Source organism: Stenotrophomonas sp. 89682_Sma (genome assembly GCF_056481405.1).
In genome coordinates this window covers 667,818-680,807 of the sequence record NZ_CM151147.1, presented here as the reverse complement: position 1 = coordinate 680,807, position 12,990 = coordinate 667,818, and the positions used below count along the sequence as shown (strand labels likewise).

The 12,990-nt window shown below is 65.8% G+C and carries 11 protein-coding genes; 3 read left to right on the top strand and 8 right to left on the bottom strand.

Annotated features, from left to right (window positions below; genetic code table 11):
• Positions 1–93 precede the first annotated feature (93 nt).
• The 4 genes from ACZK29_RS03035 to ACZK29_RS03020 form a co-directional block, all read right to left on the bottom strand.
• Entirely contained in the window at positions 94–1,131 is a 1,038-nt protein-coding gene (locus ACZK29_RS03035) for a fimbrial protein (protein WP_049402403.1), read from the bottom strand.
• The gene (locus ACZK29_RS03030; RefSeq protein ID WP_111205171.1) at positions 1,122–3,686 is read right to left on the bottom strand and encodes a fimbria/pilus outer membrane usher protein; all 2,565 of its coding nucleotides are present in this window, start codon (positions 3,684–3,686) and stop codon (positions 1,122–1,124) included. The genes ACZK29_RS03035 and ACZK29_RS03030 overlap by 10 nt, the downstream gene beginning before the upstream one ends.
• Before the next feature lie 92 nt (positions 3,687–3,778).
• Positions 3,779–4,507 carry a fimbrial biogenesis chaperone gene (locus ACZK29_RS03025; protein WP_049402407.1) on the bottom strand — a complete coding sequence of 243 codons (729 nt, stop codon included), beginning with the start codon at positions 4,505–4,507 and terminating at the stop codon, positions 3,779–3,781.
• Between the two features lie 85 nt (positions 4,508–4,592).
• The gene (locus ACZK29_RS03020; RefSeq protein WP_033834853.1) at positions 4,593–5,132 is read right to left on the bottom strand and encodes a fimbrial protein; all 540 of its coding nucleotides are present in this window, start codon (positions 5,130–5,132) and stop codon (positions 4,593–4,595) included.
• A gap of 457 nt (positions 5,133–5,589) precedes the next feature.
• Here ACZK29_RS03020 and ACZK29_RS03015 point away from each other — a divergent pair, with 457 nt between their 5' ends.
• On the top strand, positions 5,590–5,955 hold the full coding sequence (locus ACZK29_RS03015) for a hypothetical protein (protein ID WP_033834854.1): 366 nt from the start codon (positions 5,590–5,592) through the stop codon (positions 5,953–5,955).
• A gap of 22 nt (positions 5,956–5,977) precedes the next feature.
• Here ACZK29_RS03015 and pncB read toward each other — a convergent pair whose 3' ends face one another.
• From pncB to ACZK29_RS03000, 3 genes are all read right to left on the bottom strand, one after another.
• Positions 5,978–7,159: a nicotinate phosphoribosyltransferase gene (gene pncB, locus ACZK29_RS03010; protein ID WP_049451372.1), complete on the bottom strand. Its 1,182-nt coding sequence runs from the start codon at positions 7,157–7,159 to the stop codon at positions 5,978–5,980.
• A gap of 106 nt (positions 7,160–7,265) precedes the next feature.
• Positions 7,266–8,105 carry a glycosyltransferase family 2 protein gene (locus ACZK29_RS03005; protein WP_478446657.1) on the bottom strand — a complete coding sequence of 280 codons (840 nt, stop codon included), beginning with the start codon at positions 8,103–8,105 and terminating at the stop codon, positions 7,266–7,268.
• On the bottom strand, positions 8,102–8,953 hold the full coding sequence (locus tag ACZK29_RS03000; protein ID WP_478446656.1) for a glycosyltransferase family 2 protein: 852 nt from the start codon (positions 8,951–8,953) through the stop codon (positions 8,102–8,104). The genes ACZK29_RS03005 and ACZK29_RS03000 overlap by 4 nt, the downstream gene beginning before the upstream one ends.
• Positions 8,954–9,436: 483 nt before the next feature.
• Here ACZK29_RS03000 and ACZK29_RS02995 point away from each other — a divergent pair, with 483 nt between their 5' ends.
• Both ACZK29_RS02995 and ACZK29_RS02990 read left to right on the top strand, forming a co-directional pair.
• Positions 9,437–9,730, top strand: a complete 294-nt coding sequence (locus tag ACZK29_RS02995; protein ID WP_006388655.1) for a transposase — start codon at positions 9,437–9,439, stop codon at positions 9,728–9,730.
• Positions 9,727–10,587 carry an IS3 family transposase gene (locus ACZK29_RS02990; RefSeq protein WP_111202687.1) on the top strand — a complete coding sequence of 287 codons (861 nt, stop codon included), beginning with the start codon at positions 9,727–9,729 and terminating at the stop codon, positions 10,585–10,587. Before ACZK29_RS02995 ends, ACZK29_RS02990 begins: the two co-directional genes overlap by 4 nt.
• A 198-nt stretch (positions 10,588–10,785) precedes the next feature.
• Here ACZK29_RS02990 and gspD read toward each other — a convergent pair whose 3' ends face one another.
• Positions 10,786–12,987, bottom strand: a complete 2,202-nt coding sequence (gene gspD / locus ACZK29_RS02985; RefSeq protein ID WP_099553779.1) for a type II secretion system secretin GspD — start codon at positions 12,985–12,987, stop codon at positions 10,786–10,788.
• Between the last annotated feature and the right edge of the window lie 3 nt (positions 12,988–12,990).

The following is a 12,990-nucleotide window of genomic DNA, read 5'->3' as shown; positions in this document are numbered from 1 at the left end:
CCTGATCTTCACGTTTGCGGGATCAAGACGCAGTCAACGCCGCCCGCGGAACGGGCGACGTGAGGCTCGAAACTCAGCAATGGAAAGCGCGTACTACTCGTACTGGATCGTGAACGTCGCCTGCCCGTTGGCGGTGCCGGCACCGACGGTACCGGCCTGGGTCTGCACATAGCGGGCCCGCAGCGGCAGGCTCATGACACTGGTACCGGTAGTGGTCGTGCCGACACTGATGGTCTGGCCGAAGCGCACCTCGCGTTCGGTGCTGCCGTCGCGCTGGACCATCTGGATCCCGATGCGGGTGGCGCTGTTGGTGGCTGCGCTCAGCTTCAGCACGCCGGGCATGTTCGAGCTGTCCTGGTCGGCATCCAGGCGGATGCCGATCTTGCTCTGGTAGGCGGCCACGTTGCTGCCCTGGCAGTTCAGGCGGATCTCGAAGTCACGGTCGACCGCGCGCGAGCCGACACCGGTGAAGGTGGTGTTGGCCACGCTGCCGAAATCGACCGCGATGTTGCGGCTGCCGGCCTGCACTTCGCAGGTCGGGCTGACCACGGTGGTGCCCGAGCCCCTGAAGGTCGAGGTCAGTACCGGGCGGCTGGGACCATCCCCATCGAAGTAATAGGTGGTGAAGCGGCCATTGGGTGCGATCACCCCCGAACCGGTCTGCGCGGCGGTCTTGATCAGCTGGATGCGGAACTGGCCACCGATCAGCGAGATGGTGGAGTTGGCGCCGAAGTTGATGGAATGCGGGTAGTAGGTCTGGATCGCGCCGGAGTCGCGGAACAGCCGGATACCCACGCCAGCAACACCGGTCTCGTAGACGTTGGCAAAGCCGGCCACCGGCCGCTTCTGCGGGGCATTGACATACTCGCCGGTCGAGCTGCCGCCATACCAATAGTCGCAGCGGGCGACGCTGTTCTGCTGGTTGATCGGCACGCTGATTTCCTTGATCACGCCACCCACCGGGGTGCTCGGCAGAATCACGATCTGGCCCATGTCCATCTGCACATCCTGGGCAACGAAACCGTTGATCTGGATGCGGCAGGCCGCGCTGGCCTGCTGCGCCATCAACACACTGCCCAGCAGTGCCATTGCGGCCAGCACCTTGCGGCCACGGGAAGAAATCATCGGCATGCTGCCTCCAGCGGGATGAAGCCGGTCTTGGACGCATCGGCGTCCGCCGGAACCTGGTAATCGACGGTGCAGCGCTGGTCGGCACCTGCGCCCCACTCCACCAGCAGGCGGCCCTGCGTCTGCTCGCTGCGCACATACAGGCGGCCGCCCTGGCTGACCATGCCCACCGGCTGGCCCTGCTCGTCCTTGACCTGTGCACCGAACGGCATGGTGCGGCCATCAGGGTTGCGTACCTGGATCAGCAGCGCGTTGCCCTTGCGGGTATCGAAGCGCAGGTAGCTGATGGCACCGGCGAACGGCGCGATCGCCTGGCTGGTGCTCTCCAGTTCGACGTCGTGGGCCATGCCCTGCGGGTCGAGGGTGACGGTGTTGAGGCGGTACGGCGACACGTACGGGACCACCGCGTAGCCGCGGCCATCGACACGCAGGCCCGGGGCGTTGCTGACGATGGCATCGCGTGCACCTGGCGCTTCCACCAGCACCATGGTGTCGCCACGTTGCGGGGTGAAGGTGAAGCCGCCTGGATGCACGACCACGCTGCCGTTGGCACCGACCGAGGCCTGGCGGAAATCACGCGAGTGGCTGTAGGTGGCGTTCAACGCGGAGTAGCGGCTGCGGTATTCGACGTTGCCGACCGCGGTGGTGCCACCCTCGCGCGAGTCGGACAGGGCTGCGCCATAGCTGAAGTTGTTGTCGACGCCTGCCGAACCGGTGATGCCGACGCGGCTGTTGTCGTAGCCACCGCGGTCGCGCACGCCGAGGTCGGCGCTGAACGACACCGGGTGGGTGCCACGGCCCAGCGGCACGCTCATCGACAGCAGGTACTGGGTATCGGAACGGCCCAGTACGCCCTCTTCGGTGCGCAGCGCCGAGAAGCCATAGTTCACCGAGCGCCAGGCATTGTTGTAGCCGACCTGGTACTGCTTGGAGGTGCCGGGGCGATCGTAGAAGTCGCGCACCGAACCGGTCAAGTACAGCGCGCCGCCGCGACGACCCAGCGGCTGGTTCAGCGTCACCTGGAACTGGCTGCGCTGGCGGCCGCGGGTGGTCGGATCGATGCCACGCTTGTCCGAATCACGACCGTACAGTGCGTCCTGCAGGCTGTAGAAGCCCTCGGTCGAGTAGCGGTAGGCGGCCAGGGTCAGGTTGGTCCCGGTCTCGCCGATCATGTTGCTGTAGCTCAGGCGCACGCTGGCACCGGTGTGGTTGCCGTAGTGATCGAACGAGGTACGCGCATGGGTGACGTCGGCGGCGAACGCGCCGACCGGCGTGGACAGGCCAACGCCGTACAGCAGCGACAGGTAGCCGTCGCTCAGTGCGCTGCCGCCGTACAGGGTCAGCTGGTTGCCGATACCGCGCTGGTAGGTGCCCTGCACCAGCCACGGCTCATCGGCCAGCAGCTTGTTGCGCACCTGGCCGGCGGTCAGCGAGTAACGCGACACGCCTTCGCGCAGCATCTGCGGCACCGAACCGAACGGCACCTTGAACTCGCGGCGACGACCATCGGCCTCGATCACGCTTACTTCCAGGTCGCCGCCATAGCCGGTCGGATAAAGATCGTCGATGACGAAGCTGCCCGGCGATACGGTCGAGGAATAGATCAGCTGCTGGTTCTGGCGCACTTCGATGCGCGCGTTGGTCTCGGCGATGCCGCGCACGACCGGCGCATAGCCGCGCAGCGAATCGGGCAGCATGCGGTCGTCGCTGGCCAGGCTGGCACCGCGGTAACCGATCGAATCGAACAGCTCGCCAGTGGTGTAGGCCTCACCGATGGTGAGCATGCCGCGCACCTGCGGGATGCCGCGCTGGGCGTAGGTCGCGATGCTCTGCCAATGACGGCCATCACCCTCGGACCAGGTCAGGTTCGAATCGTGGCGGAACTGCCAGCCGCCCAGGTTGAGGCCCGCGTTGAGGCCCAGGTAGGCACTGCGGTTGCGCTGGCCGCCTTCGACGCGGCTGTCGCTGTCGATGGCATTGAAGCTGTAGCCGACGAAGCCGGCATTGATGCCACGGTCCCACAGTGCCGGGTTGACGTAGCCACGCGCCTCGCGGCGCAGGAACACCTGCGGGATGCTGAGGTCGTAGCGCAGGTTGCCGCTGTCGTAGACACCATAGGCATTGGCCATGCGCTGCTGGACCGGCACGCAGCTGGTCTTGTCGGTCGGCACGGACGGGTCCTGCTGCAACAGCACGGCCTCGCTGTCCACGCCCATTTCTTCCAGCATCGGCAGCGGCAGGCAGGCGTCTACGCGGCCCTGCGCATCGGCCTTGAACTGCAGGTCGCGGCGGCCCTGCCAGGCTCCGTTGACGTAGACGTCGACACGGTAGTTGCCGGCCACCATCGGGTTGCCGTTGCTGAAGGCCGCCAGATCGACCTGCTTGGCCTGGCCAGACAGGAAGCTGGAGTTGAACTGGGCCGATTCCGGGGCACGCGCATTGGCCGCACCACTCTGCGCCATCAGCGCCTGTTCGCCGAGATTGGCCGGAGCAGCCAGCGCCCATCCTGGGCAGGCCACGCCAGCAACCAGCAGGCAAAGCGCCTGATGGATCGACAATGTCAATCTGTTTCCGATCACACTGACATTCCTTCAGTTCGCCGCACGGCGGCGGTGGCGGGATGCGCGGGCCGTGGGCCAGCGCGGCGCGTTCAGCCCCCGGTGCTGCCGAGGCGGATCGTGTGTTCCACCCGGCCGCCGTAGTCGTTGATGGTGATGAAGCGGACCTGGTCGGTGCCCGCCGGTGCGGCGAACTCCAGGCTCTGCTTCGGCGCGACCATTGCGCCCTTGTCCTCGACAGCCTTTTCAGTGCTGCCGGTCACGGCATGCACTTCGGCCAGGGTGACGTGGAAGGGGCTTGGGTTTTCCACCCGCAGGCGGTCGCCCGAACGGGTCCAGCGCAGCGCTGCCGGCGCGTCGTTGGCGACGCCCTTCAGGCCCTGCGGCCGGTAGAAAAGCTTCAGGCGCGAACGGAACGCGACCTGCAGGTAGTTCTGGTCGCCACTGTCGGCGTTGTCCGGCGACGGCGGCACGTCCAGTACGTTGAGCCAGAACACCGACTCGCGGTCGGTCGGCAGCTGCGCGCCGGAGAAGATCACGCGCAGCGCCTGGCTGCGGCCCGGTTCAACGCGCGCGATCGGCGGCGTCAGTACGAACGGGGCGTCGCTGGTATCGGCGGTCTGGTTGGCGTCGCCACTGTCGATCCAGGCCTGGACCAGGGCGGGCGAGTCGCCGACGTTGTCAACCTGCACGGTGACTTCGCGCGCCTGCGCCGGGTAGATCACCCGCGTGCCATTGACCACCACGCCGGCCAGAGCGTTCTGGCAGAAGGGCAGCGTGAACGCTGCCAGCAGCAGCGCCCGGGGAAAGAATGCTTTCATCGGAAGTACTACGCTCGAGGTATGGGGCCAGAGGCCGCGAGGCACTGGCCGGCGCGTACGCCGGCCAATGCGGGTACGGCTGCGATCAGTTGTAGATGATCGTGTACTTGACGCTGCTGGTGACGTCGCCCGGGGTGGCGGCGGCAGTGGCGTAGTACTCGGCGTAGTAGTTCAGGTCGGCCGAGCCGTCGGTGCCGACGGTGACCCACTGCGAGTTGGTCTGGGCCTGGCCAGCGCCTGCAGCCTTGATCGGCAGGACCTGGTTGTTCGAGCCCAGCAGCTGCAGCTGCACGTTGGTGGCAGCGTTGGCCGAGGCCTGGTTCAGCAGGCGGCCGGTGTTGAAGTCAACGGTCGAACCCGGCTCGAAGTAGGTAGCGACGTTGCCGGCGCTGCACTTGGTCAGGTTGATCGCGAACGGGGTACGGCCCGCAACGTTGCCGGCGGCGGCCAGCGTGTTCTTCGACACGGTCGGCAGGTTGACGGCGAAGTCCTTGCCGCCCGGGGTCGAGATGGTGCAGGTCTTGTCGGTCACCTTGCCGGTGAAGGTGATGGTGCCGTCGGCGGCGTTGGCGGCCAGCGGAGCGGCGGCCAGCATCAGAGCGGCGATGAGGTTGATCTTGTGCATTCGCTTTTACCTAACCCTACTGAAGAGATGGAAGTAGAGGAGGAAGCAAGGAGCACTGCCGGGCGAACAAGACCCATCCTTGCGTCTCACCTGTGGCCGGATTCGGACATACGTTCCCCTGAATCCGTGACGCAAGTATATGCGCAAGTGTGATGAAAGTCTCATTATTTTTCTGAACGTCAATTCATTGACGCTGCAAATGTGACGTGCTAGGCGAAATGATGGCCTCAAAGGTGCGGGGATTTGACGGTCGCCGGATCAGGTCGGAAACGACCTTGGATGACGCTTCGGGTGGCGCGTTCGGCATGCACGGAAACAGGCCTTTTTCAGGTGGAAATCGGCTTCTTTGATGCGCATCACTCTTTCTTGGTGATGGTCCTAGCAGATTCGGAATCGTCCTATTAAAGGCTGATCGAAGCTGTCGCTAACTAGGACACACCGAACCAGAGAACGTGTCATGAGAACCTCCCTTCTGCTGTGCGTGGCCCTGATGTCCATCAGTGCCGTGGCCCAGGCCAGCAGCGGCAGCATCCGCTTCAGCGGCCGCATCGTCGAACCGGGCTGCACGACCAACCTGTCCCAGGGCGAGCTGAGCCTGGCGGCCTGCCCGCCGTCGGCCAAGGGCTCGACGGTGGCTGTGACGGCGCTGGCCGATGGCCAGGCCGCAACGCTGCGCGATGGCAAGCGTCAGGGGCAGAAGCTGTCGGTGTCGGCCAGCGCGATGCGCGCCGGCGATATCGCCTTCTCCGAGCGCTACAGCGTGCAGGCCTCGAAGCAGCAGCCGTTGCAGGGCGCCTACCTGGTCGTTGTCGACTACCTGTAAGCAGCACTGAAGGCCGGCGCGGTTACGCCGGCTGCGGCAGCTCGAAGACCTGGCGCAGGTAAGCCAGGTAACCCGGGTCGTCGCACATGCTCTTGCCCGGCGAATCGCTGAGCTTGGCCACCGGCTGGCCGTTGCAGCGGACCATCTTGATGACGATGTTGAGCGGCGTCGGACCCAGATCATTGGTCAGGTGGGTGCCGACGCCGAACGCGACCTGGCAGCGACCACGGAAGTAGTCGTACAGGCGCATGACCTTGGCGATGTCGAGCCCATCGCTGAACACCAGCACCTTGCTGCGCGGGTCGACCCGGCGCTGCTGGAAGTGCGCCAGCATGCGGTCGCCCCAGTCGAACGGATCGCCGGAGTCATGGCGGACACCGTCGAACAGCTTGCAGAAGTACATGTCGAAATCGCGCAGGAACGCGTCCAGGCCAACCACGTCGGACAGCGCGATACCCAGGTCGCCGCGGTACTCGCGCGCCCACGATTCCAGCGCCGCCACCTGCGAGTCACGCAGGCGTGGGCCCAGCGCCTGGAAGGCCTGCAGATACTCATGGGCCATGGTGCCGTGCGGGGTCATGCCGTACAGGCGGGCGAAGTGCACGTTGCTGGTGCCGACCAGCTGCGGGCCCAGTGCATCGCGCAGCAGCGGCAGCAGGCGCGCGTGCCAGTCGCGCGAGTAGCGGCGGCGGCTGCCGTAGTCGGCAATGCGGCACTGTTCGAAACCGGGGGTATCGCGCAGCAGCGCGGCCTTGGCCTGCAGGCGGCGCTCGCCTTCGGCGAAGTCAGGCGTGGTGGTGTTGCGGAACCAGACTTCGTTGATGATCGCCAGCAGCGGCACTTCGAACAGGATGGTGTGCAGCCACGGGCCGGTGATGTCCAGTTCGATCTCGCCGGGCACGGTCTTCGACGCGCGCAGCTGGATGTACTTGCGGTCGAGGTGGAACAGGCCGAGGAAATCGGCGAAGTCGGGCTTCACGAAGCGCAGGCCACGCATGTAATCCAGCTCCGCGTCGCTGAAACGCAGGCTGCACAGGTGGTCGATCTCTTCGTCGATCTGGTCGATGTAATGGGCCAGGTCGATGCCGGGCGTGCGGCACTTGAACCGGTACTGCACCTGGGCACCGGGGTGCTGGTGGAGCACCGCCTGCATCATGGTGAACTTGTACAGGTCGGTGTCGAGCAGGGACTGGATGATAGGCATGGGGCGGATTATGCGCCCGGCGGAGTGAACCGTGGGCGCGCCCGCCTTCCGTAGAGCTGAGCCCACGCTCGGCCGGACGTTGCTTGAGCCGAGCGTGGGCTCGGCTCTACAACGACCTGCGCAGCAGCCTCGGCACCAGCATCAGGGCGTGGGCCCAGATCGCGCCCCATACCGCCACTCGCACCGGCAGCGAACGCTGCTTCGCTTCGAACTTCTGGAAATAGCGCCACAGGCCCTTGTGCTTGTGCCATTCAACGAAGAACGGTCGTGAGCGGCTGGAGACACCACGCACATGGGTGACCTGCAGGTCGTTGGCGATCGCCACCACCGCGCCAGCCTCACGTGCGCGCCGGCACAGGTCCAGGTCTTCGGCGTGCAGGCGGTAGCCAGCGTCCCAGCCACCGATGCGGTCGAACAGCGCACGCGGCATCATCAGCAGCGCACCGGACAGTGCCGGCACCCGCTGCAGCGGCTGCTGGGGGTCGCGCGGGACCGCCAGCTTCGAGCCTTTGCCCGGCGAACGCAGCATCAACAGGAAATCCGGATCACGACGGCGCACCGCCTCGTCGGCATGGCCATGCTCGTCCAGCTGCTCGACACCCAGCAGGCAATCACCCACCCCTTCGGCACGGCTGCGCAGCTCGGCCAGGGTATCGGGCTCCACCATCAGGTCCGGGTTGATGAAGGCCAGCCACGGGCTGTGCGAATCGGCCACCCCCTGGTTGTTGGCAGCGGCAAAGCCGGGATTGTCAGGATTGCCGACAAAACGCACACGGGGATCGTGGCTGGCATGCCGTTGCACGATGTCCAGCGTGCCATCCAGCGAGCCGTTGTCGATCACCCGGATCTCGGCCACGTCCTGCGCCTGGCGCAGGCGCGAGAGGCAGGCATCGATGGTGCTGCCACTCTGGTAAGTGACGACGATGGCGGCGATGGCAACATTCAAGCGGGTGACTCCGGCGCGGAAGGAACGAACAGGTCGCCCTGTTCCTTCGGCATTATCGCCTGCCGCATGCGCTGCTGCAGGTCGGCGCGCAGCCCGTGCAATGGATCGTGCATCAGGAAATCGGCCAGGCGCGGCACCCAGCCAGGCCAACGCGCAGCCAGCGCCTCAAGGTCGCCATCGCGGCTGGCTGCCTCGCCCGCCCGGCTGACAAAGGCGGTCTCGCACAGTACGTTGCGCCAGCCCAGGCCGGCCATGCGCAGGCTGAGGTCGACCAGGGCCGCGTTCCAGCCGGCGTAGCTGTCCACATCCAGGCCACCGGCGCGACGGCGCGCATTGCCACGCACCAGCACCGCATGGGTGACCGCCGATGGCAGTTCCGGATGCAGCGTCGGCAAGGCAGCGCAGGTCTGTGCCAGCAGCGCCGCATCCTCAGGCTCGGGATTGATCTCGCCCAACCGTGGCCACGCTGCGGTTTCGCCGGCATTGCACCACGGGGTTGCCGTCGCGATGGCGGCATCGCGGGCGAAGGCGTCCTGCAGCTGCTGCAGCCAACCGGGTGCCGGCACGCTGTCTGGAGCCAGCACGGCCACGTCCAGGCCGTCGCAGGCGCGCAGCATCTCGTCAAGATGCGCCACTTCACCCAGCGGCCGCGCGCGGCGGGTGTATTCGGCCTGCAGCGGCGTATGCGCCAGCCAGTGTTCCACCACCGCCTGCGCACGCGGACCGGTCTGCGCATCGTCGGCCAACCAGACTGCGGTGCCCGGCGCGGTGCCGGCATCCAGTGCGGCCAGGCAGCGGTCGAGCGCAGCATCGTCCACGCACAGCGGCAACAACACGATCGCCCCCATCCCGCCTCCGTGGTTGTCGGTGGCCACAGCCTAGCACTGGGAGGGTATCGGCCGGGTTGCACCCGGCACCCGCTTCAGGCCGGGGCCGAAGCAACAGCCGAAGCAGAAGCTGGGTTCCTGGGGAGTGGCGGGGTGGGGCCGGTTGCGGGGGACGCCGTAAACCCATCCATGGGGGCTTGGCCGCGGCATCCATGCCGCGGACACCCCCGCAGCCGGCCCCACCCCGCCTTCGACAGATTTCTGCGATCTGCAGTAGATCCACGCCATGCGTGGATGAATCTCTATCGAAATCGAATATTTCGAATTGGAATCGAAAAGCATCCACGCATGGCGTGGATCTACCGTGTCGACCAAGGTCGACACCTACCAACAGCCGCGGGAAACTGTCGAAGGCGGGGCACTGTGGGTTTGCGGGGTGTGTGATCTGGCCCCCCGTCAGCGGACGCCAAGAAGCGATACTTTGATCGCACCTGGAGGTCCCTTATGTCCCGTATCACCCGTCGTAGCTACACCGATGAGTTCAAGCACCAAGCCGTGGAGTTGGCCGAGTCGCTCGGGCCTGCCGCAGCAGCCCGTCAGCTGGAGATGTCGGTCAAGACGCTGGCAAATTGGCTTGACGCGGTCCGTGCTGGCCGGTCGTTGACCTCTGAGGCTCGCAGGCCGGCCACCGACCTGGAAAGCGAGATCAGCCGCCTTCGGGCCGAGAACGCCAATCTGAAGATGGAGCGGGAAATCCTAAAAAAAGCGGCGGCGTTCTTTGCCAGAGAGTCCAAGTGAGGTACGCCTTCGTCGCCAGTCAAAGGACTCACTACCCGACCAGGTTGTTGTGTCGGGTTCTTAGGGTTTCTGTCTCTGGATTCCATGATTACCTGCGCCGGCAGTGTGCCCAAACGTGCGATGTCGATTCGGCCCTCCGTACCGAGCTTCGGGCCATTCATGTGACCAGCAAGCGCAGTTATGGGCGACGTCGGCTGGTCAGGGCCTTACGAGCCAGGAATCACCCAGTCGGCCACAAGCGCGTGGCACGGTTAATGGCCGAGGAGCGAATCCAGGGCAAGACCAAAGGCCGATTCCGACCCAAGTCCTCCGGCGGCTCATCTCAGCTCGCCCCCAACCTGCTGGATCGGCAATTTGCCCCCGGAACCGGACCGACGGCGTGGGTTGGGGATATCACGTATGTCCCCACCCGCCAGGGATGGCTGCATCTGGCCGTGGTCATCAGCGTCCAGACCCGGCAGGTGCTGGGCTACAGCGTTTCCAAGCGCCTGACTGAAGAGCTGGTGGCGAAAGCATTTGCCAATGCTTGGGCTCTGCATCCACAACGACCCGGCCTGATCTTCCATTCAGATCGTGGTGGGCAGTACTGGGGGAACCAGTTTCGCCAGCTGCTGCAGTCCCATGACGTGGTCCAAAGCATGAGCCGGCCTGGCAATTGCTGGGACAACGCGGTGGCCGAGAGCTTCTTTGCGACGCTCAAGACAGAAGAGGCTGCCGAGCCTTACGCCAGTAGGGAACAAGCCAGCCAGTCCATCGCTGCTTACATCCACGGCTTCTACAATCCAGCCCGGCTACACTCGGCGCTGGGCTACCGCTCGCCTAACAACTACGCCCGGCAGCGCCGGGCTGCCGCCTGAAACGGCTTCATGGCGTCCGTTTTCAGGGGGCCAGATCAGTGAGCCGCATGGATGCGGCGACCAAGCCCCCATGGACGGGTTCACGGCGTCCCCGCAAACCCACAGTGCCCCGCCATCCCTCAGTAAACCCGCTGTTGCTGTTGCTGTTGCTCCAGCTCTGGCCTCTGCGGGTGCCGGGCGCAGCCCGGCCTATACCCCTTACTTCTTTGCGCGCGGCTGGTTCAGCGGTTCCATCGCGCGGAAGCGCTGGCTGTACTCGTCGGTCAGCGTGCGTGCTTCCTGGCCGTTGCGCACGATGCTCGGGGTCAACAGCACGATCACTTCCGAACGACGGCTGGTGCGCGTCTTCTGCCCGAACAGGGCGCCCACCACCGGAATCCGGCTCAGGCCGGGAATGCCGCTGCTGCCATCGGTCGCCGAATCGGTGATCAGGCCGGCCAGCATGATGGTGTCACCGCTCTGCACCGCCGCTTCGGTCGACAGCTTCTTGGTGGAGATGCGCGGGTTGCAGTTGCGCTCGGTCGGATTGCAGTTCTCCGGAACGTCCGAGGCACTGCTCACTTCCTGCACGATGTCCAGGAACACCGTGCCGTCGCGGGTCACGCGCGGGCGCACCTTCAGGATCACGCCAGTGTCGATGTACTGCACCGAGCTGTAGCTGCTGGTGCCAATGCCGGTATTCACCGTGGTGGTGTTGATCGGCACCTTGTCACCCACGTTGAGCGTGGCCTCGGCGTTGTTGCGCACGAATACCGAAGGCGTCTGCAGCAGGCGTACATCGGTGACCTTGTCCAGCGCACTCACCACCGCCGCGCCGTTGTGCCCGGTGAACGCCCAGCCCAGGCCTTCGCCACCGGTCACTGCACCGGCGAAGCTGCTCCAGGAACCGCCAGCGGCGGCAGGCAGGGTCACGCCACCCAGGGCGCCGGTCAGCTTCTGCCCGAGCACGGCATTGTCGAAGAACCAGTTGACGCCGTACTTCAGGTCTCCGGTCAGCGCGACTTCGGCCACCTGCGCTTCGATGTGCACCTGCAACGGCATCACATCCAGCTTCTCGATCACTTCCCGGATCGAGCGCCAGGCCTGCGGGGTCGAACGCACCAGCAGGGTATTGGTTTCCTCCACCGCCGACACGCCCACGCGGTCGCCTTCCACTTCCAGGCTGACGCTGACGTTGCCGGACTGACGCTGCGGCAGGTTCATGCTGCCGCTGTTGCCGCTGCCGGAGCTGCTGCCCGGGGTCGAACCGAAGCTGCTGCTGTTGTTGCTGTCCATGCCGCGCTCGCCGTCGCTGCCCAGCTGCGATGGAATCGCGCCGGGTGCCAGCGATGCGGGGCTGGAGCCGCCACGATTGCCGCTGCTGGCGAAGGCTTCACTGAGGCGCTCGGCCAGGTCGCGCGCCTTGATGTAGCGCAGCTCGTAGGAGAACAGGCGTGCGCTGCCACCGGCGGTATCGATACGGTCCAGCCACTGCTGGATCTGGTCCAGGTAACGCACCTGCGGGGTGATCACCAACACCGCGTTGGCGTTTTCCAGCGGCAGGAAACGGAACATGCCGGCGCTGGGGGTCTTGCTCTCCTCGCCGAACACCTTCTCCAGATCGGCAGCGACCTGCTCGGCCTTGCCCGACTGGATCGGGAACACGCCCACCGACATGCCCGACAGCCAGTCGACGTCGAAGATCTCGACGGTGCGCATGTAGTTTTCCAGCTCGGCGCGGGTGCCACCGAGGGTGATCACGTTGCGGCCGCTGTCGACGTTGACGATGGCGTTGGGCCGCGCATACGGCTCCAGCACCTTCTTCATCTCGGTGGCGGAGATGAACTGCAGCGGGATCACCCGCACTTCGAAGCCACGCGCGCTGGCCGCCGGCGCGGTACTCGGCGCGACGGTGCCGGCCAGGGCCTGGTCGGCGGCGACGATGTTGTAGCGGCCACCACTGTAGACCATGCGGGCGTTGTTCCAGCCCAGCACCATTTCCAGCAGGTTCAACGCCTGTGCCGGCGACACCGGCTTGGGCGTGGCCAGGGTGACCGTGCCCTGCACGCCCGGTGCGATCACGTAGTTCTGGCCCAGCATGTCACCCAGGATGGCCTTGACCACCGCATGCACGGATTCGCCTTCGAAGTTGAAGGTGGCCTCGCCGGTGCTGGCGCCATGCAACGCCGGTGCCGGTGCGCGTGCGGCTTCGCGGTTGATCATGGTGCCGGTGCCGCGGCGGATCACGGCCTGCGGAGCACCCTGGGCGTCACGGGCGGCATCGGCGGCGACCTCGGCCGCCTGGCCGGCCTCGGCAGTGGGCGACAGGTTGCCCTTGCGTTGCACATGCGGCGCGGACACGGTGCTGCAGCCGACCAGCAGCGCGAGGGCAAAGGACCAGGGAAGAAAACGCAGGCTCATGCA